Annotated in this window: 25 protein-coding genes, 3 pseudogenes and 1 other annotated feature; of the genes and pseudogenes, 6 read left to right on the forward strand and 22 right to left on the reverse strand. The window is 40.1% G+C overall.

Going from position 1 to position 22521, the window contains the following annotated elements:
* Window positions 1-203: 203 nt before the first annotated feature.
* The 4 genes from HMPREF9182_RS01030 to uvrB are packed head-to-tail and all read right to left on the reverse strand — an operon-like array spanning window position 204 to window position 3809.
* Window positions 204-749 (reverse strand): DUF1697 domain-containing protein, encoded by a 546-nt coding sequence (locus HMPREF9182_RS01030; RefSeq protein ID WP_009443317.1) that lies wholly within the window; start codon window positions 747-749, stop codon window positions 204-206.
* 35 nt (window positions 750-784) lie between these two features.
* A complete protein-coding gene (locus HMPREF9182_RS01035) occupies window positions 785-1282 on the reverse strand; it encodes a GNAT family N-acetyltransferase (protein WP_009754407.1) in 498 nt (165 codons plus the stop codon).
* Window positions 1248-1811 (reverse strand): GNAT family N-acetyltransferase, encoded by a 564-nt coding sequence (locus HMPREF9182_RS01040; RefSeq protein ID WP_009754400.1) that lies wholly within the window; start codon window positions 1809-1811, stop codon window positions 1248-1250. Before HMPREF9182_RS01040 ends, HMPREF9182_RS01035 begins: the two co-directional genes overlap by 35 nt.
* Window positions 1812-1820: 9 nt before the next feature.
* Window positions 1821-3809, reverse strand: coding sequence for an excinuclease ABC subunit UvrB (gene uvrB / locus HMPREF9182_RS01045; RefSeq protein ID WP_009443362.1), 1989 nt, complete (start codon window positions 3807-3809; stop codon window positions 1821-1823).
* A gap of 348 nt (window positions 3810-4157) precedes the next feature.
* Here uvrB and HMPREF9182_RS01050 point away from each other — a divergent pair.
* A pseudogene (locus HMPREF9182_RS01050) lies at window positions 4158-5546 on the forward strand (amino acid ABC transporter substrate-binding protein/permease); the annotation flags it as partial.
* A complete protein-coding gene (locus HMPREF9182_RS01055) occupies window positions 5546-6286 on the forward strand; it encodes an amino acid ABC transporter ATP-binding protein (protein WP_009754725.1) in 741 nt (246 codons plus the stop codon). The pseudogene HMPREF9182_RS01050 and the gene HMPREF9182_RS01055, both read left to right, overlap by 1 nt.
* A 184-nt stretch (window positions 6287-6470) precedes the next feature.
* On the opposite strand, the gene rhaD is transcribed toward HMPREF9182_RS01055, so the two are convergent.
* The 3 genes from rhaD to rhaB are packed head-to-tail and all read right to left on the reverse strand — an operon-like array spanning window position 6471 to window position 10028.
* Entirely contained in the window at window positions 6471-7292 is an 822-nt protein-coding gene (rhaD, locus tag HMPREF9182_RS01060; RefSeq protein WP_009443560.1) for a rhamnulose-1-phosphate aldolase, read from the reverse strand.
* 19 nt (window positions 7293-7311) lie between these two features.
* A complete protein-coding gene (gene rhaA, locus HMPREF9182_RS01065) occupies window positions 7312-8574 on the reverse strand; it encodes an L-rhamnose isomerase (protein WP_009754887.1) in 1263 nt (420 codons plus the stop codon).
* Window positions 8571-10028 (reverse strand): rhamnulokinase, encoded by a 1458-nt coding sequence (gene rhaB / locus HMPREF9182_RS01070; RefSeq protein ID WP_009443895.1) that lies wholly within the window; start codon window positions 10026-10028, stop codon window positions 8571-8573. The genes rhaA and rhaB overlap by 4 nt, the downstream gene beginning before the upstream one ends.
* 106 nt (window positions 10029-10134) lie before the next feature.
* Between rhaB and HMPREF9182_RS01075 the strand changes: the two genes are divergently transcribed.
* A complete protein-coding gene (locus HMPREF9182_RS01075) occupies window positions 10135-11091 on the forward strand; it encodes a helix-turn-helix domain-containing protein (protein WP_009755098.1) in 957 nt (318 codons plus the stop codon).
* A gap of 32 nt (window positions 11092-11123) precedes the next feature.
* Here HMPREF9182_RS01075 and gloA read toward each other — a convergent pair whose 3' ends face one another.
* The 6 genes from gloA to HMPREF9182_RS01105 form a co-directional block, all read right to left on the reverse strand.
* The gene (gene gloA / locus HMPREF9182_RS01080; RefSeq protein ID WP_009754207.1) at window positions 11124-11510 is read right to left on the reverse strand and encodes a lactoylglutathione lyase; all 387 of its coding nucleotides are present in this window, start codon (window positions 11508-11510) and stop codon (window positions 11124-11126) included.
* A gap of 105 nt (window positions 11511-11615) precedes the next feature.
* Window positions 11616-11975: a 50S ribosomal protein L20 gene (gene rplT / locus HMPREF9182_RS01085; protein WP_000124834.1), complete on the reverse strand. Its 360-nt coding sequence runs from the start codon at window positions 11973-11975 to the stop codon at window positions 11616-11618.
* A gap of 49 nt (window positions 11976-12024) precedes the next feature.
* Window positions 12025-12225: a 50S ribosomal protein L35 gene (gene rpmI, locus HMPREF9182_RS01090; protein ID WP_001125942.1), complete on the reverse strand. Its 201-nt coding sequence runs from the start codon at window positions 12223-12225 to the stop codon at window positions 12025-12027.
* A 34-nt stretch (window positions 12226-12259) separates the two neighbouring features.
* Window positions 12260-12790, reverse strand: coding sequence for a translation initiation factor IF-3 (gene infC / locus HMPREF9182_RS01095; protein WP_009443192.1), 531 nt, complete (start codon window positions 12788-12790; stop codon window positions 12260-12262).
* Between the two features lie 15 nt (window positions 12791-12805).
* Window positions 12806-12935: a sequence feature (ribosomal protein L20 leader region), on the reverse strand.
* A 25-nt stretch (window positions 12936-12960) separates the two neighbouring features.
* On the reverse strand, window positions 12961-13638 hold the full coding sequence (gene cmk / locus HMPREF9182_RS01100; protein ID WP_009754613.1) for a (d)CMP kinase: 678 nt from the start codon (window positions 13636-13638) through the stop codon (window positions 12961-12963).
* A gap of 9 nt (window positions 13639-13647) precedes the next feature.
* Window positions 13648-14097 carry an SAG1386/EF1546 family surface-associated protein gene (locus tag HMPREF9182_RS01105; RefSeq protein WP_009443311.1) on the reverse strand — a complete coding sequence of 150 codons (450 nt, stop codon included), beginning with the start codon at window positions 14095-14097 and terminating at the stop codon, window positions 13648-13650.
* A 45-nt stretch (window positions 14098-14142) separates the two neighbouring features.
* On the opposite strand from HMPREF9182_RS01105, the gene HMPREF9182_RS01110 reads away from it, so the two are divergent.
* The gene (locus HMPREF9182_RS01110) at window positions 14143-14340 is read left to right on the forward strand and encodes a ferredoxin (protein ID WP_303659933.1); all 198 of its coding nucleotides are present in this window, start codon (window positions 14143-14145) and stop codon (window positions 14338-14340) included.
* On the opposite strand, the gene HMPREF9182_RS01115 is transcribed toward HMPREF9182_RS01110, so the two are convergent.
* Window positions 14337-14822: an EbsA family protein gene (locus HMPREF9182_RS01115; protein WP_009754852.1), complete on the reverse strand. Its 486-nt coding sequence runs from the start codon at window positions 14820-14822 to the stop codon at window positions 14337-14339. The two genes, HMPREF9182_RS01110 and HMPREF9182_RS01115, sit on opposite strands and share 4 nt — an antisense overlap.
* 203 nt (window positions 14823-15025) lie before the next feature.
* On the opposite strand from HMPREF9182_RS01115, the pseudogene HMPREF9182_RS10855 reads away from it, so the two are divergent.
* Together HMPREF9182_RS10855 and HMPREF9182_RS10795 are read left to right on the forward strand one after the other, a co-directional pair.
* A pseudogene (locus HMPREF9182_RS10855) lies at window positions 15026-15278 on the forward strand (ISL3 family transposase); the annotation flags it as partial.
* 108 nt (window positions 15279-15386) lie between these two features.
* A pseudogene (locus HMPREF9182_RS10795) lies at window positions 15387-15610 on the forward strand (transposase); the annotation flags it as partial.
* A gap of 63 nt (window positions 15611-15673) precedes the next feature.
* Here HMPREF9182_RS10795 and rfbB read toward each other — a convergent pair.
* The 8 genes from rfbB to HMPREF9182_RS01155 all read right to left on the reverse strand — a co-directional run bounded on the left by rfbB (window position 15674) and on the right by HMPREF9182_RS01155 (window position 22450).
* Window positions 15674-16720, reverse strand: coding sequence for a dTDP-glucose 4,6-dehydratase (gene rfbB / locus HMPREF9182_RS01120; RefSeq protein ID WP_009755119.1), 1047 nt, complete (start codon window positions 16718-16720; stop codon window positions 15674-15676).
* 238 nt (window positions 16721-16958) lie between these two features.
* A complete protein-coding gene (locus tag HMPREF9182_RS01125) occupies window positions 16959-17552 on the reverse strand; it encodes a dTDP-4-dehydrorhamnose 3,5-epimerase family protein (RefSeq protein ID WP_009443641.1) in 594 nt (197 codons plus the stop codon).
* A 4-nt stretch (window positions 17553-17556) separates the two neighbouring features.
* Window positions 17557-18426 (reverse strand): glucose-1-phosphate thymidylyltransferase RfbA, encoded by an 870-nt coding sequence (gene rfbA / locus HMPREF9182_RS01130; RefSeq protein ID WP_009755073.1) that lies wholly within the window; start codon window positions 18424-18426, stop codon window positions 17557-17559.
* A 125-nt stretch (window positions 18427-18551) separates the two neighbouring features.
* Window positions 18552-19376, reverse strand: a complete 825-nt coding sequence (locus HMPREF9182_RS01135) for a ZIP family metal transporter (RefSeq protein WP_009443550.1) — start codon at window positions 19374-19376, stop codon at window positions 18552-18554.
* A gap of 22 nt (window positions 19377-19398) precedes the next feature.
* On the reverse strand, window positions 19399-19869 hold the full coding sequence (locus HMPREF9182_RS01140) for an NUDIX domain-containing protein (protein ID WP_037602491.1): 471 nt from the start codon (window positions 19867-19869) through the stop codon (window positions 19399-19401).
* Between the two features lies 1 nt (window position 19870).
* The gene (locus tag HMPREF9182_RS01145; RefSeq protein ID WP_009443273.1) at window positions 19871-20965 is read right to left on the reverse strand and encodes an NAD(P)/FAD-dependent oxidoreductase; all 1095 of its coding nucleotides are present in this window, start codon (window positions 20963-20965) and stop codon (window positions 19871-19873) included.
* A gap of 11 nt (window positions 20966-20976) precedes the next feature.
* Complete coding sequence (locus HMPREF9182_RS01150; RefSeq protein ID WP_009754545.1) at window positions 20977-21774, reverse strand: Nif3-like dinuclear metal center hexameric protein; 798 nt, start codon at window positions 21772-21774, stop codon at window positions 20977-20979.
* Window positions 21761-22450: a tRNA (adenine(22)-N(1))-methyltransferase gene (locus HMPREF9182_RS01155; RefSeq protein ID WP_009443441.1), complete on the reverse strand. Its 690-nt coding sequence runs from the start codon at window positions 22448-22450 to the stop codon at window positions 21761-21763. Before HMPREF9182_RS01155 ends, HMPREF9182_RS01150 begins: the two co-directional genes overlap by 14 nt.
* Between the last annotated feature and the right edge of the window lie 71 nt (window positions 22451-22521).

A 22521-nucleotide genomic window follows, 5' to 3' on the forward strand; every position in this document is an offset into this window, starting at 1 on the left:
GTTCTAATTTTATCTCTATAAAACAATGAAAAGGCTATATAATAAAAATGACAAAATAGTTTAGGCATACTTTTATTTCAAAACATTAAAAATGCCACACCAATCGCAACAACTATTAAGACGAAATAATTTAAAAAGCTTTTGCTAGCCAATTTTTTCTAAGCAAAGACAAAACTTGTTAACTGAAACTTTTTATTTTAGTTTTACTGTTCATTTACCAACTCCACAATCTTCTGGAAAGTCTTGCCGTTTCGGATGGTTAGTTGCTTGTAAAAACTAGATTTGAGCAGTTTCTTATGGTAGTTGGACTTGAGATAATCCGCTTGGTCAGCATTGCTATAAAAGAAAGCCGTCTGCCCAAAATGCAGTTGCTCCTTGTCATTCGCCCAACTGCCTGCCAGTTCTTGAACACTCTCCCTGTCTGCCTCCGGCAAATAAAAGAGAACATCTCGGCGAAAGGCTGTTTCATCCTGCCACCAACTAGGCAAATTGGCTGTTTCTTTTTGAAGCATAGCAGAGCTGACAAGGACAAAAGGCAGAGGAAAATCGTAAGACTGTCTAAAATAAGCCGACAATATCTCCCGAATCCTCTCCTCCTGCTCCTCGCTATCAAAGAAAAGATTGCCACTATTGATGTAGGAAGCTGGATTTTCAAAACCCAACCCGTCCAAATCCTTCTTCAGATCAGCCATAACGACCTTGTTTTTCCCGCCGACATTGATGCCGCGGAGTAAAAGTACATAACGCATGTGTGCTCCTTACAAATATATCTATTGTTTTCAGACTAACTGTTCGAGTTTCTAACGTAAATCATCCGTTTTTCTTTCACGGCTTTTCCTAAGTCGATGACTTTTTCCTCACTGTCAAAAACAAAACCCATTTTTTCATAAAAGGCGATGGCACGTTTGTTATCTTCTAAAACCCATAATATAATCTCTTGATAATCATCCAAGGCAGCAAAAGCAGTCTGCATAAGCTGCTGTCCTACACCCTTGCCATAATAATCTTTTAAGACATATAAAGCGAAAATTTCACCCGCTATCGTAGCTGGATCTCGAAAATCACCGTAACTAACAAAGCCGACCACTTTAGCATCATCCAAAGCGATCAAGGTATTTTCAGGATACTTTTGACTATAAAACCGGCACTTATCCAAAGTCATCTGCTCTTGAAATTCCGCAGGCAAAATCTCATCATAAGCTTCTCGCCACGTTTGCCAATGAACGAAGGATTTACTTTCTATCTCCTCAGCTGTTTCCATTGTTTTGATAGTGATGACCATTTGTTTTCTCCCATTCTTCTCTCAAAATGCCGTATTTAATACTATCAAAATAAACACCTTGATAATAACGAACTTTTGGAATATGAGCTTCTTTTTTCATTCTTAATTTTTCAGCCAATTTCATCATACTAAAATTCCCTGACCATGTCGTCAAACCCAAATGCTCTAGCTCTAAATAATCCTGAAAGGTCCTATCTATCCACTGCAACATAGCATTTCTTCCTATGCCAGCATTCCAGTATTCACTCACATAGATACTAATTCCTAATTCCATCCATCTTGTTTTCTGGCATTCCCAATAACGTGAAACAGTTCCAACTAGTTTGCAATCTACAAAAATTCCTAAACGATTCGAGTTATTTAAAAAATATTCTGATTTTTGTAGTTTAAACTCTTCAAAATTTGGAAAATACTGATAATCATCAAAGTAAGGAGCGTCGTACTGTTTCCAAATTGGATTGGGGTGCAAATAAGCAATTTCCCACAAAGGCATTAAATCTTCTTCCGCTAGTTTTCTTAAACAGACCATATTTATCCCTCAATCCATCGCCTTTATTTCCAGAATCATATCGCGAATCTGTGCAGCCAGTTCGAAGTCCAGAAGTCCAGCTGCTTCTTGCATTTGTCCTTCCAGTTTCTTGATCATGTCCTTGCGTTCTTGCTTGTTGAGGCTTTCGATTTCGACAGTTTCTTCCTTGTCTGGCAGGGCAGCCTTTGTCACGCTGATCAGGTCGCGGATTTCTTTCTTGATGGTCTGCGGTACAATGCCATGCTCTTCGTTATATGCCATCTGGATTGCCCGACGACGGGCAGTTTCATCGATAGCACACTGCATGGACTGGGTTATGGTGTCCGCATACATAATCACATGTCCTTCGCTGTTGCGGGCCGCCCGACCAATAGTCTGGATAAGACCGCGTTCGTTGCGGAGGAAACCTTCCTTGTCCGCATCAAGAATGGCTACTAGGCTAACCTCAGGCACGTCAATTCCCTCGCGCAGCAGGTTAATCCCAACCAGAACATCAAAGACACCTAAGCGCAGGTCTCGGATAATCTCAGTCCGCTCCAAGGTCTTAATGTCTGAGTGCATGTACTTGACCTTGACACCCATTTCCTTGAAGTAGTCCGTCAAATCTTCAGCCATTTTCTTGGTCAAGGTTGTGATAAAGGTCCGCTCATTCTTTTCAACACGGGCATTAATTTCACCTAAGAGATCATCAATCTGTCCCATAGTTGGACGGACTTCCACCTCTGGATCCAGAAGCCCTGTCGGCCGGATAATCTGCTCAATAACAGTATCCGTCTGTTCATGTTCATAGTCGCCCGGCGTAGCCGATACATAGACAATTTGGTGAACATGGCTTTCAAATTCTTCTCGGCGCAGCGGACGGTTGTCCAAGGCAGATGGCAAGCGGAAACCATAATTAACCAGCATCTCCTTACGAGAGCGGTCACCATTGTACATGCCCCGAATCTGTCCCATGGTCATATGACTCTCGTCAATCATAATCAAGAAATCATCAGGGAAAAAGTCCAGAAGGGTATAAGGCGGCTCTCCTTCACTTCGACCATCCATATGGCGAGAATAGTTCTCAACACCATTCGTATAGCCCATTTCACGCAGCATTTCGATATCGTACTCCGTGCGCTGCTTCAAGCGCTGAGCTTCCAGAAGCTTACCTTCCTTCTCAAAGATAGCAAGTTGCTCCTCCAGCTCCGCCTGAATCTTGGCAATGGCTACTTCCATATGATCTTCATTGGTCACGAAGTGAGTGGCTGGGAAAATGGCTAAATGATCCACCTCACCTAAGACTCGACCGGTCAAGGCTTCAACCTCACGAATCCTGTCAATCTCATCTCCGAAAAACTCTACCCGAAAAGCATGTTCATCACGAGAAGCCGGGAAAATCTCTACCACATCACCTCGAACACGGAATTTCCCCCGCTGAAAGTCAATGTCATTGCGCTCGAACTGGATATCTACTAAGTCATTAAGCAGCTTATCACGAGAAATCTCTAGTCCAGGACGCAGACTAACCACGCTATCAGAGTATTCCTTAGGTGATCCCAAACCATAGATACAAGAAACCGAAGCCACGACAATCACATCATTACGCTCCAAGAGAGCTGATGTCGCTGAGTGACGGAGCTTATCAATCTCGTCATTGACCGAGCTATCCTTTTCGATATAAGTATCGCTGGAAGGCACATAGGCCTCAGGCTGGTAATAATCATAGTAGGAAACGAAGTATTCCACCGCATTATTGGGGAAAAACTCCTTGAACTCACCATAAAGCTGGCCTGCCAGGGTTTTATTATGGGCGATAACCAGAGTTGGCTTGTTGACCTGAGCGATAACCTGGCTCATGGTATAGGTCTTACCAGTACCAGTCGCCCCCATGAGAATCTGAGCCTTCTCGCCCCCCTCGATATTATCCACCAACTGCTCAATAGCCTGTGGCTGGTCACCTGAAGGTTCATACTTGGAAACCAATTCAAATTTATTATCTGTTATTCTGTTAATCATCTTTTATTCCTCAAATTGTGCTTCTATCATTTTACCATATTTGCCTTTCTTTCTCAGACTTTTGGGTTATGCTTATAGCTTAATACCTGAACGTTGTGTTTTCTTAAGGATTTGCATGTAAAGAATGCACATTTTAATGAAGCTTTCCTATTTTTTAAGTCAAAAATTCAATGCTTCAAAATATTATGTCAGATAATATAACATATAATGCTTAATAATTTGCTAAAGACAATTGTTTTTGGTATAATCTTAGCATATTCTAAAAAGGAGGCTTGTATGAAACAAAAAATTATAGCACTTTTACTAACATTTATTACATTGATACCTTTTTCTAATGGAATAGTACAGGCAGCAGACAAGGCTACTCCTGTAAAGTCAACATATATTATCTCTAGTGACTCTTCTTTTGCGCCATTTGTTTTTCAAAACGAAAGCAACCAGTATACTGGTATTGATATGGACCTGATTAAGGCTATTGCTGAAGATCAAGGTTTCACTATCCAAATAAATAACCCAGGTTTTGATGCGGCGCTAAACGCTGTGCAATCTGGCCAAGCAGATGGTATGATTGCTGGCATGACCGTGACAGACACTCGAAAAGAAACGTTTGATTTTTCCGATTCTTACTATTCAGCAAATTCTATATTAGCTGTATCAGAATCCAGCACTATATCTTCATACAAAGATTTAAAAGGAAAAACAGTCGGAGTTAAAAACGGAACTGCTTCTCAAACTTTCTTAACAGACAATCAAACCAAGTATGGTTATAAAATCAAAACTTTCTCAGATGGCGCCTCTCTTTATGATAGTTTAAATTCAGGATCCGTAGCCGCTATCATGGATGACGAACCTGTTATCAGATATGCCATCAAACAAGGTAAAAAATTTAAAACACCCGTAGAAGGAACACCAAGTGGGAAATTAGCCTTTGCGGTTAAAAAAGGAAGCCATCCAGAGTTGATCAAGATGTTTAACAATGGATTAGCTAACCTAAAGGAAAATGGAACTTATGATAAGATCCTTGAAAAATACTTGGCAGATAACTCATCAACTGAATCTTCTGTTGATGAATCAACAATTTGGGGATTGTTATCCAATAACCTCCCACAACTTCTTAGCGGACTTGGTGTAACCATCGCCTTAGCCCTACTTTCTTTTGCTATCGCTATTTTAATTGGTATCATATTTGGTATGTTTAGCGTAAGCCCTTATAAATCATTACGCCTTATTGCAACAATTTTTGTCGACGTGATTCGCGGCATTCCTTTGATGATACTCGCTGCCTTTATCTTCTGGGGCATTCCTAATTTAATCGAGTCTATCACAAATCAACAAAGCCCGATTAATGATTTTGTTGCCGGAACAATCGCTCTTTCACTGAACTCAGGTGCATATATCGCAGAGATTGTCCGTGGAGGAATTCAGGCCGTACCTGTCGGACAAATGGAAGCCAGTCGAAGTTTAGGTATTTCTTACTCAAAGACAATGAGAAAAGTCATCCTACCACAAGCTACCAAAATCATGCTTCCAAACTTTGTCAACCAGTTTGTCATCGCACTGAAAGATACAACAATCGTCTCAGCGATTGGACTGATGGAGCTTTTCCAAACAGGTAAAAATATCATTGCACGTAACTACCAAAGCTTCCGTATGTATGCAATTTTAGCGGTACTTTATCTCTTGATTATTACTTTTCTTACAAGACTTGCAAAACGCTTAGAAAAGAGGATTCATTAATGGCAAAATTAAAAATTGATGTAAATGATCTCCACAAATACTATGGAGAAAATGAGGTTCTCAAGGGGATTACTGCTCAATTCTATGAAGGTGATGTTGTCTGTATTATAGGCCCTTCAGGATCAGGAAAATCAACCTTTTTACGCAGCCTCAATTTGCTAGAAGAGGTAACAAGCGGGACCATTACTGTTGATGGCTTCGACTTGACTGATAAAAAGACGAATGTTGATGTAGTCCGTGAAAATATTGGGATGGTTTTTCAACATTTTAATCTTTTCCCTCACATGACTGTCTTACAAAATATCACTTTTGCCCCTGTTGAACACAAGATTATGAGCCAAGCCGAAGCAGATAAACTTGGAATGGAATTATTAGAAAAGGTCGGACTAGCTGATAAAGCTGATGCTGATCCCAACAGCTTATCAGGTGGTCAAAAGCAACGCGTTGCGATCGCACGTGGTTTAGCTATGAATCCCGATATTATGCTTTTCGATGAACCTACTTCTGCACTTGACCCTGAAATGGTCGGCGATGTTCTCAATGTTATGAAAGAGCTAGCGGAGCAAGGAATGACCATGATTATCGTTACACACGAAATGGGATTTGCTCGCAAGGTCGCTAACCGTGTAATCTTTACAGCTGACGGAGAATTTCTAGAAGATGGTACACCTGACCAAATCTTTGACAATCCTCAACACCCACGATTAAAAGACTTCTTGGATAAAGTGTTGAATGTATAAAAAATAATTGATCAAACTATTATTTTAAAATGATCATAATGTATATCTAAACTAATTTCAATATCATCTTTTTACAAAAAAGTCTTCCTACAGACGAATTAGTTGCTGATAAATAATAAAGAGAGAATAGAATTGGATTTTTACAATCCAGCTCTATTCTCTCTTTTTTGCAACACACCATATATCATTCTTCCAAAAAACCTACATGTGGTTTTCTACCAAAATAATCCGCTATTTCACGCAATTCATCATCTGAAATCTCTTGCATAATACGACCACCTTGGGATCCAATTTGTGAGTAAATCATAGCAGCTTTCTCAATAACTTCAACAAGACCAAATGTCTCGTCCAATGAGTTTCCAGCAGCAAAAAGCCCATGATGTGGCCAAAGAACTGCCTGAAACTCTGACATTTTTTCAGCAGTTGCTTGTCCGATTTTATTGGTACCTGGTGTCATATAAGGAATGATACCTATTCCTTCTGGAAACACAACGATAGACTCTGCCTGCATCTTCCAGAGAAGCCGAGAAATATGCCGTTCTTCCAGAGGCTGGGTAAATGAAAGTGCAATGACATTGGTAGGATGACAATGAAAAATCACACGTTGCTCTGGATTAACTTTTAAGCGCTCAATATGGCTCATGAGATGACTTGGAAACTCTGATGTAGGTTTGCCACCATCAGAAAATCCCCAAAGCAATTCAGCTTTTTTTCCATTCGAACTAATCCGTATAAGCCCTAAATCATTTTCAGGATTTCCTATAACATTTCTAAAGTAACGTCCTGTGCCAGTTACAAGATAGTAAAATCCAGATAACGGGCTCGCATCAAACCCTAAATCCAACTCCTCTTTAACCTCAACAACATCATCAAATGCTGCAACTTCTTCTGAGGTCAATCGTACAGAAACATTTCCACCATTGCGCTCATCCCAGTACCTTAGATAAGATTCATGGGTTACCTCGCACATTTTTCTTACAAATACTGAATCAACAAATTTTGCCATTTTCTTTTCCTCATTTCTATTAACGCTTAAACAGAACCTCTTCTTCGTAAGCTCTCACTTCCTGTAACCAATCCAATCCTATTGGCACATGGTTCTTCAAGCAAAAATAGTTCCAAATATCACTATAAGGGAAGTCTTTCAACTCCTCTAAATAAACCAGACGCGCTGTATAGTCAAGATCTAATTCCATTTCTTTTAATTTTTCAGTTGGTTCTAGTAAGGCTTTGAGAAGCGCTTTTTGAGTATTTCGTGTGCCAATCACCCAAGCAGCTACACGATTAATCGTTGCGTCAAAAAAATCAAGTCCAATCGCTGTCTTATCTAGCAAATCATTGCGAACTAATTCTTTTGCAATCTCTTGTAATTCATCATCCATAATAACCACATGATCTGAATCCCAACGAACTGGACGAGAAACATGTAGCATCAAGCCACTGCTAAAGATAGAAATAGATGATAATTTATTGGAAATCACTTCTGTTGGATGAAAATGTCCAGCATCAAGTAAGATCGTCTTATTACGTGTTAAGCCATACCCCATATAAAACTCATGCGATCCGACCGTATAAGCTTCTGCTCCCAATCCGAAAAGCTTACTTTCTACTGTATCAATATTATACTGTTCATCAATGTCTTCTTCGAAAATTTCATCCAAAGATTCCATCAAACGCTTACGTGGGCTCAAGCGATCGATTGGATTGTCTTTAAAACCATCAGGTACCCAGAAATTTGTGTAACAAGTCTCCCCCAGTTTTTTTCCAAAATAAGCACCAATTTTGCGACAACGCTTGCCATGCTCAATCCAAAAATCACGCACTTTTTTATCAGGACTAGATAGCGTAAAACCATCTTTCATCATAGGATGCGAGAAAAACGTTGGATTAAAATCTAGTCCCAAACCTTCTTGTTTGGCCCAATCCACCCATTTTTCAAAGTGTTTTGGCTCAATTTCATTTAAATCCACCTGCTCATCCGTATCTAGATAGATAGCATGAAGATTTAGCTTATGCTTACCAGGAATCAGTGAATAGGCTTTTTCCAAATCTTGTCGTAATTGATCAGGTGAATGAGCAGCTCCAGGATAATTACCTGTAGACATGATCCCACCAGTCAAATCTCCATCAGGATTCAAAAAACCTCTTACATCATCACCTTGCCAGCAGTGAATAGATATTTTAATACCTTGCAACTTTTCTAAAACAGCATCGGTATCAACCCCAATAGCTGCATAACGTTCCTTCGCCACTTGATAAGCCGTCTCTATCTTTTCTTGATTGTTCATCGTTGACTCCTTTTCTTCATTTTTTCCTCAAAAGTTTGTATCAAATCTTGGGATGATACTGCTTGCGGTTCAAATTTTTGTAGATTAACTTGATTTTTAAGAAAGCGGCGAGCCTCTCTTATATCAGCAAACTCGCCAGTAGCGATGAGCTGGACCAATAAATTTCCTATCGCTGTCGCTTCACTTGGGCCCGCAATGACTGTTTTTTGAATGAGGTTTGCTGTTAATTGATTGAGGAGAGATACATTGGAGCCTCCGCCAACAATGTGCAGTACATCCAGTACATTTCCTGTCAATCTTTCTAATCTCTTCCACTCCCGAGCATAGAGAAGCGCCAAGTTTGAATATGCGCACATCGTCAATTCCCCTACTGTTTCAGGAATCTTCTCTCCATGTTCTCGGCAATAGGACTGTATTTCCTCTATCATATTTGTTGGATTGGAGAAACGCTCTTCATCTAGATCGACAAACTGTTCAAAAGGAGCTACTTCAGATGCTTTCTCAGCCATTTCTGAATAACTATATTTATAATCTAGATTTCTAGCAATCTCCTGAACAATCCACATACCAGTGATATTTTTAAGAAATCTGAAGGTGCCATAAGCTCCCCACTCGTTAGTATAATTTGCTTCAAGGCTCCCTTTTGTCACAATAGGAGCATCATTTTCTATCCCGATAAGAGACCATGTTCCACTAGAGATATAAGCAAAATTTTCCGCCTCCGATGGAATACCAACTATTGCTGAAGCAGTATCATGACTTGCAACTGTATAAACTGATACTACAGGCAAATTATATTTTTTAGATAAATCTGGTAAAATCTTACCAATATAACTCCCAGCATCAATTAAATCTGGTAGCTGCTTCCTCTTTATTCCAGCTAGTTTCAGCAAGGAATCATCATAATCAGCGGTATGGATATTTAAAAGTTGAGTAGTTGAAGCATTTGTTTTTTCAGCCACTACTTTTTCTGTCAGACGATACATTAGATAATCTGGTATCAGAAGGCTTACATCTGTCTCATTTAACAGTCTCTTGTCTTCTTTAGTATATTGAAAAAGTGTATTAAAATTTAACAATTGAATCCCTGTTTTTTGATAGATCATCTCAGCAGAAAGTTTTTGAAAAACCTCTTCCATAGCACCTTCTGTTCTCCTATCTCGATAAGCTATAGGTGGCATGAGCGCCAGACCATCTTTCAGTAAAACATAATCTACTGCCCATGTATCAATTCCTAACGTACACTTTGTTATCCCCTTTTGTTTGGCTTTTTCTAATCCTAGTAGTATCTGATGAAAAAGCTCATCGACATCCCAACGATCATGACCATCTACATAATGAAAACCATTCTTAAAACGATAAATTTCAGATAAAACCCACTTGCACTCTTTATAATCTGCAAGTATCAATCGACCACTTGATGCTCCAATGTCAATCGCCAGATGATAAGTCATGCGATTCCCCCTTCTTCATATTGATAACCTTATTTAACAATAATTAAAAATATGCTACAATATCTATAAAACAGAATAAGCGTATCAAATATACAGGAGTTTGTAAGTGATTTCAATTTTAGAGTTTTTATTAAAAGAAAATGAATTTGAGCAAAAACAAAAAAAGACAGGAACATTTATTCCTGACTATGGAGAAATGGAGCAAGAAAATCCCTCACTTACAAATGAATCTTTCTTTACAAACAAAGATATTTATATAAGCAAGCATAACCGCTATGCTGTCTATCCTGAACATTCCCACCAATTTTTAGAACTAAATTATGTCCTTCACGGATCATGCAAGCAGGTCATTAACGGACAAGAATATCTTTTAAAAAAAGGAGACATACTCCTCATGGATATCGGAAGTCGCCATAAAATTGAAAGATTAAATTCTCAAGATATTGTTGTAAATATCCTTTTTAAGAATAGTGAACTATCTTTAGATACGCTTGAAAAGATGCAGGGCAATAATAGTATCTTATACCATATCCTGCTGAATAGCCACTCTGGGCTGTCAAACCAAGAAAATTTTTTAATTTTACAGGCCAAAACCATAAAGAAAACAGCTCCTATTTTACAGGCAATGATTGAGGAATATTTTTTTCCAAGAGCATTCTCCCAAGATATTTTAAACCATTACTTGGGGATCCTACTTCTGGAACTGGCTCGTTCTCTTCCCTCAGCCCAAAAACAATTATCCACTAACAAAGACGAACCATTCTATCAAGTATTGGAACTTATTGATAAAGATTATTGCACAATCAATCTAACAGAAGCCGCTAAAAAACTAAAGTTCAATAAAAACTATCTAAGCAACTTAGTCAAACAAAAAAGCAATAAAACTTTCACCGAATTAGTCAATCAAAAGAGACTGATGACAGCAAAGTTACTGATTGAATCCACCGACTTAACTATCGAAAACATTAGTCAAACAGTTGGATTTAGCAATAAAACCTATTTTTATAAAAAGTTTTACCAATACTACGCCCAAACACCAGCCCAAATAAGAAAGACTCGCTAGTATAACAAAAAGGACGGAAATATCGTCCTTTTTTAAAGTGTTTTTTCTCGGATAACTTCTACCTTATAACCATCCGGATCTTTAACAAAATAATAATTAGGAGCATTGCCAGGAAGACCCTTGAGATCAGTCACTTCGTATCCAGCTTGGCTATGTTGCGCATGCAAAGCTTCCAAATCTGGTGTGCTTAATGCGATATGAGCATAGCCATCTCCAATGACATAAGGACCATGATCATAATTATATGTTAATTCTAATTCATAGTCATCACCATCCAAACCAAGATACACAATAGTGAATTGATAATCTGGAAAGTCTTTACGACGTAACTCCTTAAAACCAAAAGCCTCTTGATAAAAAGCGATTGATTTTTCTAGATTTTCCACTCGTAAACAAGTATGTAGCATTTTTGAAGCCATATGATTTATCTCCTCTCACTTCTATTATATCATGCTTGATTGTATTTTTTTAAAGAAAATCTTGTAGACTTAAATATAAAAATGGTCCATAGGGACCATTCATAATTATTTACCAAGCTTTGCTTTAGCTGCATCAGCAAGAGCTGTGAAAGCAGCTGCGTCATTAACAGCTAAGTCAGCAAGCATTTTACGGTTTACTTCAATTTCTGCCAATTTCAAACCATGCATCAATTGTGAGTATGAAAGTCCGTTCATACGAGCTGCCGCATTGATACGAGTGATCCACAATTTGCGGAAGTCACGTTTTTTCTGACGACGGTCACGGTATGCATAGTAGTAAGAGTTCATTACTTGCTCTTTTGCAGTACGGAACAAGATATGTTTTGCTCCATAGTAACCTTTAGCTAATTTTAAAATACGTTTACGACGTTTGCGTGATACAACGCCACCTTTAACACGTGCCATGTTTTATATCCTCCAATATTTCCTAGAATGTTCAGTGATTAACTAGCTCTTATTTCAAGCGAGTAAGCATTGCTTTGATACGTTTGAAATCTCCTGAATGCACCATAGATGCTTTACGAAGATGACGACGTTGTTTCTTAGTTTTTCCGTGGAAACGGTGTGAAGTGTAAGCACGGAAACGTTTCAAGCCACCAGAACCTGTACGTTTGAAACGTTTAGCTGATGCGCGGTGTGTTTTTTGTTTTGGCATGATAAATTTCTCCTTTTTTTAACTTTTGACAAAATTATTTTTTGTCTGGAAGCGGTGCTAACTGCATAAACATTTGACGTCCATCCATCTTAGCTTTTTGCTCAATAATGGCAACATCTTGTGTTGCTTCAGCAAAGTCTGCTAAGACCTTAGCCCCAATCTCTTTATGGGTAATCATCCGCCCTTTGAAGCGAATAGAAACTTTAACTTTATTTCCTTTTTCAAGGAACTTGCGTGCATTACGAAGTTTTGTATCAAAGTCTCCCTTGTCGATGGTCGGACTAAGACGCACTTCTTTCACAGTCACAACGCTTTGTTTTTTACGTTGCTCTTTTTGTTTTTTCTGATACTCAAATTTGAACTTTCCATAGTCCATAATTTTCGCAACAGGCGGCTTAGCTTGTGGTTGAATCAAAACTAAGTCCACATTAGCATCGTCAGCAAGTGCTTGAGCTTCACTAAGTGGCTTAATCCCTAATTGCTCACCTTCAAGACCAATTAAACGAACTTCACGTACACGGATTTCATCATTGATGAATAAGTCTTGCTTTGCTATAGTTTTCACCTCTTTAAAATTATTCGAGAAAAACAAGCGCGGACCTGCTAACGCAAGTCCGCACTACATGATAGTATTTCATTTCTGAAACTTAACCTGTAGAGCCAGACAACGTTAGTCGCAAGGCGAGAAGTTCTCACTTCTGCTTTTCTCAACTCTACTATCATATCAAGTTTTTTTTACTTGTCAAGAATTTTTTTGACTTTATCTTCAATAAATGCTACTACATCTAAAATACCAACTCCAGTTGTATCAAAAATAATCGAATCCTCAGCTGGACGTAAAGGAGAAACCGTTCGATGACTATCTTTATAGTCGCGATCTGCTATTTCTTGTTTCAAAATTTCAAAATCAGTCGGAATTCCTTTTTCAAGATTTTCTTTGTAACGGCGTTGTGCTCGTTCTTCAACTGATGCAATCAGAAAAATCTTCAACTCTGCCTCAGGAAGCACTACTGTACCAATATCACGCCCATCCATGACAATGCCACCTTGCTTTGCAATTTGTTGTTGCAAAGCAACAAGTTTTTCACGAACTTCTGGAATGGCTGAAACCCAAGAAACGTTATTGGTAACTTCGTTATCACGAATCGGATGTGATACATCAACATCCCCAACAAAGACTAACTGCTGCCCATCTTCTGAACGCCCAAAACTAATCGAATAATCATCAAGTAGTTTAATAATTTCAGAAACATCTGCTGCTGTTAACTGATGCTGCAAAGCTAAGTAGGTTGCTGCTCGATACATAGCACCTGTATCAAGATAAGTATAATTCAGATCTTTGGCAATTATCTTAGCTACAGTAGATTTTCCACTAGAAGCAGGTCCATCAATAGCAATTTGAATCTGTTTCATAACTTCCTCCTAGCGTGTCTTCACAACATCACCTGGATCAGCATACCAGGTTCCAGTTGCCATATGCGAAGGATTTAGTCGCTCTAGTTCAGCAATAGAAATACCTGCACGCGCCGCAATCGCTGCCTCACCTTCCCCTGCTAATACTTTAATTGTCCCCTCAGAAGATGAAGCCGAGCTGTCATTGTTGGTGTCCGCACTTGCTACTGATGAAGAAGTTGCAGTTTGGCTACTTACAGGGGCGCTCTTATCAAGAAAACCTTCTTTGGCTGCACTTTTACCGCTACCCCCGATAGAAAGGTAGATCATAGTTGCTACAATCACAATCACCATGATAAAGAAAATAACAGCTAAAATGGTTAATACTTTATTTGCTAATGCATCACTTGATTTTTTAGTTCTTTTCAAATCTTCTTCTCCGTAATCGTAAATATCTTCTTCCCATGGTTCTTTTGCCATGACTTCCTCCTTGTATTTTTCTTAAATTCTTATTACAATATGAGTATGAAAGTAACACTTATTCCTGAACGATGCATTGCTTGTGGACTTTGTCAAACATACTCTGAACTATTTGACTATCATGACAATGGTATCGTTAAATTTTCCCATGATGATCAACTTCTTGAAACCGAAATTGCTTTAGCAGAGGACGTTTTAGATGCTATCAAGCACTGCCCAACACGCGCTCTTAAAAGAGATTAAGAGTTCTTTGGTTTCGCATAATAAGTCTCAAAGTAATCAATATGAGTCAAGTTATCGACCAACTCAACTTCACCTTTAAAATACTTATTTAATGCTAAATCATTTACAAAAAATTTCTTAGGCCACTTTCTCATACAGAATGTACGGCCTTTTTCTTTCCCTTCAATATACAGGGTAATAGAAGTTTTAGTAACAGCTATTTTACGAATCTTTGCAATTTCAATTTTTGAAGGCGTAAAAGGATTCGCCGTGATAATTCGCAAAATACCATTTTCATAAATCGTGAAATAACGATGAACACCTACTCCAAGTAAAACCATAAATAAAAACAGTAAAAATAGCACGACAGTAGGGACATCTGAACTCTCATACATCAAAGCTAGACCAATAAAAATAGGAATCACTGATAAAGACCAATAGATCACTAGTATTGAAATATCCGGCTGCCAATGGTAGCGCAGCTGTCCAAAAATCTTTATCATTTTCTCATCCTCCTCTATCTAGTTTAGCATAATTTATCGAAAAATGGGAGCATAAATGATACGAAGAAAAGATTATTTATTAATATAAAAAAGCTCTATAATTTCTGTAGTGTATAAAACCACTCTACGAATTATGGAGTCTATTTTACTATAGAATAACAGTTATAATGAAGAGTGACTAAACTATCATTAGAAAAACTCTTGCTGGAACACATAAAGAAATTATAACTAAGCTTGATTGTCCTGCGCCTAAATGTCCTTACTGTCCGAGACAAATGACTAAATATGACTTTCAGAAAAAATCAAAACAACTTACCCAGAATGCGAGAGATATAAAACTCTCATTCACTTAAAGAAAAGGCGCTTTTACTGTAAAGTCTGTGGAAAATAGCTGTTTCGGAGACTTCCTTAGTCAAGAAGAAGCACCAAATCACTTTTATCGTTAACCAGAAAATCTAAAACTGACCACGGTAACCCACATGAATTGGGATAAACGCTACTTCATGCAGGAGAAGAAACAAGCTGACCATTGCTTTGTGGACCTATTGAAAACAAACTCAATATGTCCATCCTCTGTTTCAGACTGTCTTTAAAATTTAAAAGATCAAATTATTAACGCATTGGAACTTTCTTACTCAAATGCAAAACTAGAAGCCACTGACAACATCATCAAAGTCATTAAACGAAATGTTTTGGACTTCCAAATATTTGAAATCTTTAAAACTAGAATTCTCATTGCTTTGAATATCAAAACAGAAAGGAACGATTCAGTCCTCTCCAGATTATAACTTTTCATTAATCTACTACAGTTGACAAAGAGTCAAAAAAACTAGGCTTTAGCCTAGTTTTGCTTATTTAATCACTTCCTGAGTCTTAGCATAGTTGGCTTCGACTGATTCTTTTTCAGATTTCCACCATTTTTGGTTGTCTGTGTACCACTTGATTGTCTCTTTGAGACCTGCTTCAAAGTTGGTAAACTCTGGCTTCCATCCTAGCTCATTACGGAGCTTGCTAGCATCAATGGCATAGCGGAGGTCGTGACCAGCACGATCTGTCACATGGTCATAGGCATCAGCTGGCTGCCCCATTTCCTTGAGAATCAGCTCCAGCACTTCCTTATTGTTCTTCTCACCGTCAGCACCAATCAAGTAAGTTTCACCGATTTGTCCCTTGGTCAGAATCGTCCAAACGCCTGATGAATGGTCATTGGTATGGATCCAGTCACGAACGTTTTTACCTTCACCGTAGAGTTTTGGCTTGATACCGCTCAAGATGTTGGTAATTTGGCGAGGGATGAATTTTTCGATGTGCTGGTAAGGACCGTAGTTGTTCGAGCAGTTAGAAATAGTCGCTTTGACACCAAATGAGCGCACCCAAGCTTTAACAATCAAGTCTGAAGCTGCCTTGGTTGATGAATAAGGCGAGCTTGGGTTGTACTTGGTTTCAGCCGTAAATTTCTCACCAGGACCTTCCCCATGACCTGGCAAATCTTCACGCAAAGGCAGGTCACCATAGACCTCATCAGTTGACACATGGTGGAAACGAATGTCGTATTTACGTGCTGCTTCCAAGAGTGTGTAAGTTCCAATAAAGTTGGTGTGGATAAATGGACTCGGATCATTGAGCGAGTTATCATTGTGGCTTTCTGCCGCATAGTGAACGATAGCATCAGTTTCAGCTGCCAGCTTATCTACCAAGGCTGCATCAGCAATATCTCCAACAACCAACTCAACACGGTCGCCTAAAATCTCTTCAATATTGGCACGGTTTCCTGCATAGGTCAGCTTATCCAGCACTGTTACATGGACATCTGGAAAGTTATTGTAAACATAGTGGACGAAGTTAGAACCGATAAAACCAGCTCCACCTGTCACGATAATTTTTTTGTATTCTGTCATTTTTATTCCTTAACTTTTTTATAATTGTCTTAAGTGGTGGAGACGCAAGCAAACCTTCGGTTTCATTGCTCATTTTTGACTCTAATATATCAAAACTCCCTTATCACATAACAAATTAAACTTTTGTTATATGACTTGCACCATAGCAACAATCATTTCTTCAACTCCCTTCACTCGGATAGGAGCTGAGCTAAATCATATATTTCGTATTCATTAATGCATCAGAAAAGAATTTTTCTTATAAGTCTTCTTTTCTTAAAGGTTTGACATCCTTGAGCAATGGATGGTTCTTGTCTGCTTCTGAAACTTCTGCTGCTTCCAGGTTTTCCCACTGGATGCCTAAAGCTGGATCTGCATAGTTGACAAAGGCATACTTCGGTTTGAGTTCCAAAGCCCAGTAGTCGTTTACCAGATAGCTATAAGAAACGGTGTCAGAAAGCACTTGGAAGCCGTTGGCGACGCCACGTGGCACAAAAATCCCCTTGCTGGCATCGATGACTGTCTGGTAGGTGTTACCAAAGGTTTCACCCTCACGCAGGTCTACCCAAGTTCCCAGCACCTTACCGTCATCTGCAACAGAGATGTACTTGTCCCATGGTTCAGCATGAAGACCACGCAGGACATTTTTACGAGAAAAGCTGACATTATTTTGCAGTTTTCCTTCTGCGAAGAAGCTTTCAGGAAAGCCTAGTGGCAACATTTTTTCCTTTTGGAAATTCTCCTTGAACCAACCTCGGTTGTCTCCACGAACAGGGATATCAAACTCCAGCATACCTGGAATTCCAGGAACCTCACGCGCTGCTAATTCCTTATCAAAAAATTGTTCCGTCATCTTCTTATTCTTCTCCAATCAAACGCAAAAGATAGTGGCCGTATTCATTCTTTTTCAATGGCTGCGCCAATTCATGCACTTGCTCTTTAGTGATATAGCCCATACGATAGGCAATTTCTTCCAGATTTGCCACCTGAACGTTCTGCATACGCTGAACTGTTTCGATATATTGAGCGGCCTCTAAAAGACTTTCGTGAGTACCTGTATCCAACCAAGCAAAACCACGGCCCATGAGCTCAACAGACAAATCACCACGATCCAAGTATGCCTTGTTAACATCTGTGATTTCCAATTCTCCACGAGGACTTGGTTTGATGTTCTTGGCGATTTCGACAACATCATTATCGTAGAAATAGAGTCCAGTCACTGCATAGTTAGAGCGTGGCTGTTCTGGTTTTTCTTCGATAGAAATCGCATTCATATTTTCATCAAATTCTACAACCCCAAAGCGCTCTGGATCCTTAACCTGGTAGCCAAAAACAGTAGCACCTTTTTCTTTAGCAGCGGCCTTCTGAAGCATTTTACTCAGACCTGGTCCATGGTAAATATTATCCCCAAGAATCAGCGCTACATTATCATCTCCGATGAAATCAGCCCCAATAATAAAGGCTTGCGCTAATCCATCTGGACTTGGTTGCTCTGCATAAGAAAGTTTGATCCCAAACTCAGACCCATCTCCCAGCAGATCCTCAAAACGAGGTAGATCTGTTGGAGTTGAGATAATAAGGATATCTTTTATCCCTGCCAACATCAAGGTTGACAGTGGATAATAAATCATAGGTTTGTCATAAACTGGCATCAGCTGTTTAGATGCTGCTCGTGTTAGTGGGTATAAGCGAGTACCTGACCCACCCGCAAGAATAATACCTTTCATATGAGTTTCCTCTCTGTTATATATTCCCTTTATTTTATCATTTTTGAAAGCGAATGTCACTTTTTATTTATATAAGGATTCTGCAGAAAAAAACTTCTACCACCAAGCGCAGAAGTCCAATTTATTTATCCTAAAGCCACATCTAAAATCATCATCAAAACAAAGCCCACCATGAGACCCAAAGTCGCCACATCAGTATTGCCATTGGTCTGCGAATCTGGTATTAACTCCTCCACAACTACAAAAATCATAGCTCCCGCTGCAAAGGACAGAGCATAGGACAGAATAGCTGTCATGGTCATAACTGCTACTGCTCCTAATACTGCTCCGATTGGCTCTACAATAGCGGACATAGAACCCCAGTAGAAGGCTTTCAGTCGAGATTTACCATCCGTCCGAATCGGAATGGATAGAGCTGCCCCTTCTGGAATATTTTGCAAACCGATCCCCAAAGCTAGACCAATAGCTCCTATAAAGGCCTCTGGACTAGAATTGGTAGCCAAAGCACCAAAGGCAACTCCAACTGCTAAGCCTTCTGGAAAATTATGGATAGTAATAGCCAAAAAAAGCAAAGCCGTCTTAGATAATTTTTTTTGAGCTTTTCCTGAAATCCCCTCTGCCTCAGAAATATCCTTGCTCAGGTGCAAATGAGGTACTATCGCATCGATTAGACGCAGGAAAAAACCTCCTACTAAAAAACCAATCGCAGCCGGCAACCACGACATCTTACCATAAGAGCCTTGAGCATACTCAATCGATGGTGTCAAAAGCGACCAAAAGGAAGCTGCAATCATGACGCCCGCTACAAAGCCCATCATAATATCTAGTAACCTCCTACTGATATGCTTAAAGAATAGCACAACAGCTGAGCCTACAATAGTACACCCCCATGTAAAAAGCCCTGCCAAAAAAGCCTGCATCAGAACTGGTTGCAATCGTAACCAGTCCATAATTTCTCCTTATCCTCTAAAATCAATCATACAAAATCGTCGTGGTTTCCCCGATACAGTGTTCTTCCTCATTCCAGTAATGAATCCGCTCGAAAGAGCCTTTCCGCCAATAGAGGGGCAAACGTTCACGTATGTCATTCTGCATATCTATCTGATCAAGTTCCGAAATCTTCCACCATTTGGACTCCCCTTCATGATCGTTTCCCCTAACTTGCCCTTCAAATGCAGTACAAAGAAAATCGTAATACACATACCGTTCTTTTTTACTTGGATTAGTGAAGCCTGAAATCCCCTTCAATTCCAAGTTTAGAGCAGTCAGCCCCGTTTCTTCTTCTAATTCGCGCCTTGCAGCTTCGAAAAAAGATTCTGGAAACTCCACCTTCCCGCCTGGTTGTATCCACCCTTTAAAGTTATCATGCTGGCGATTAAGCAGTAGGATTTCTTCATCTTTTTTTACACAAATATTGACCCAATTCAAAATGGTTTCTGTCATATCAAACATTCTTTACATACCGCTCAATCGGATAGTCCGCAGGATCCAGTAACCCCGCTTCTCCTAAAGCCAGCTGGGCTAATTGACATCCGATGAGAGGGCCAGTTGTCAGACCAGAAGAGCCTAGTCCGCTAGCAGCGTAGACATTCGGCAAATCAGGTACAGCTCCAAAGAAAGGAGCAAAGTCACTGGTATAAGCCCGTGTTCCCACGCGCTCACCTAGAATCTCTGTATTAGACAACCTCGGCAAGTAAATTTCCGCTTCTTGTTGCAACTGATCCAATACCGTCTTATCTACCGTCAAATCAAAGCCCTGATCATTTTCATGACTAGCACCGACACTGACCTTACCTGCTAGAAAAGGAATGATATCCATCTCACCCTCAGGCATCACAACTGGGTAGTCATCTGTCTTTTCAGCTAGCTTGAAATCACGTAGCTGTCCCTTTTGAGGCCGAACATCTGTCTTATAGCCCAGCGACTGCAAGATTTCTCCCAGCCAAGCCCCCACAGCTAAGATGACACAGTCAAAGCTCCGACCATCGACCAGAAGTTGATCTCTTTCTACTGTCAAGCTTACCTTTTTCTCAACCAACTCTGCCTTGCTGGCCTCCAGAAGCGTCTCCGTCAAAAGTGCTCCCTCCACACGAGCCCCGCCAGAAGCATATAGAAGTTGATCAAAGCCTTGCAAGTCTGGAAATTTTTCCTGGGCTTCCCAACGGCTGAGAAGACTCAAGTCCCCTATTAAGGGCGACTCTTCCCGGCGATTAGCAGCCAAATCATAAAGCTCCTGTAGCTTAGTCTCATCATTTTTCAGCAGATAAACACCTGTCTGTTGGTAAAAATCTGTCTGGATTCCAGCCTCTTTCAGATCCGCAATCAAGTCCTGATAAAAATCAGCGCCCAAACGCGCCATCCTATACCAAGCCTTGTTGCGACGCTTGGAAAACCAAGGGCTGATAATACCAGCGGCAGCCTTGGTTGCCTGCCCTTTGCCGTCATCAAAGACAGTCACTTCCACATCTGGGGATTTGGACAGATAGTAAGCCACTGTTGATCCGACAATTCCAGCTCCAATTACTGCTACTTTTTTCATCTCGTATCCTCTCAAATATGTCGGAAAGGATTGGTTGAAGCCTGACTAGCCAGAATCTCAAGCTCCCAGCCTTCTTCTGCCTTCCAAGTATCAAGCTTTTCTTTTACTTTTTCCGTAAAAAGAACCTCGATATGGTGTCCAGGATCCAGCGCCAAAAGCCCTTCTGTCAGCATTTCCTGAGCTGTATGATAGTAAATATCACCTGTTATGTAGACCTGCGCTCCCTTAGAAATAGCCTCTTGATAAAAGGACTGACCACTGCCACCACAGATAGCCACACGCTCAATCACGCGTTCAAGATCTGTTTCTTCATAAGTGACCAGACGCAAACTATCTAGTCCAAAAGCGGCCTTGACCTTAGCCGAAAAGGCCCCAAAAGTCTGAGGAGCAATCTTACCCACACGGCCAATACCGTGGTCTGGCCCCGTCTGACTGAGAAAACTTGTCTCTTCAATATCCAATAGCTGGCAGAACCAATCATTAAGCCCGTCCTCCACGACATCAATATTGGTATGGCTAACATAGACAGCAATATCATGCTTGATGAGATCTAAAATCATCTGATTTTGCGCCTTATCCGCCACTAGGTCCTTAAGCGGGCGAAAGATAGGCGCATGCTTAACGATAATCAGTCCAGCACCTGCCTCAATAGCCTCCGCCACCGTCTGCTCACGAATATCCAGAGCCACTAGAACCTTGGCCACTTCTTTATCCAATGTTCCGATTTGCAGGCCTGAAATATCCCCCTCCATGGACAGTTCTTGCGGGCAATAGGCCTCATAACGGGCGATGATTTCACTTGCTAACATGGAGCACCTCCTTGATACTTTCGATTTTTTGGGACATAGCAGAGCGTTCTAGCTCATTTTTTTCTGGGATATGAGCCAGTGCTTCTTCGAGTTTTTTCAGTTCTTTCTGCCATCTTAACTGAAAAGCAGGTGACTGTTGCTTCATCAGAAAAGGACCAAAGCGTTTTTCTTGCTCTGTCAAAGTTTGCTGGCCAGCTTCTGCTACCAGGATTTCGTAAAACTTCCCCGCCTCTTCTAGGACATCCTCAGCCAGCAAGCGAAAACCGTTAGATACCAGCCAACTGCGGAGCTCATCCTCCCGGTTATTGGGCTGCAAAATCAAGCGAGAAACGGACACAAGCTTAGCTCTGCCATTTTCCAAAATCTCTGAAATCAAGCGACCACCCATGCCAGCGATAACGATGGTGTCAACCTGATCTTCCACTTCAAAAGCCGCCAGACCATTAGCCAACCGAACTTTAATCTGCTCCGTCAGCCCATGCTCTGCCACATTCTTCTGAGCAGACTGAAAAGGCCCCTCTACCACTTCTCCGGCCAGAGCCTTTTCTATCCGTCCTTGCTGAACAAGGTAGATCGGCAGGTAGGCATGATCGCTCCCCACATCCAGAAGCTTAGTCTTATCTGGCACAAAAGCAGCTACTCGCTCCAAGCGTTGGGAAATTATCTTTTTTTGCATTACTCACTCTTTTCTAAACATTCTTTTATTTAGTATATCATTTTTAAGGGTATAAAAAAAGCAATGAAAAA

Origin of the sequence: Streptococcus sp. oral taxon 056 str. F0418 (genome assembly GCF_000220065.1) — a bacterium.
Classification (GTDB): domain Bacteria; phylum Bacillota; class Bacilli; order Lactobacillales; family Streptococcaceae; genus Streptococcus.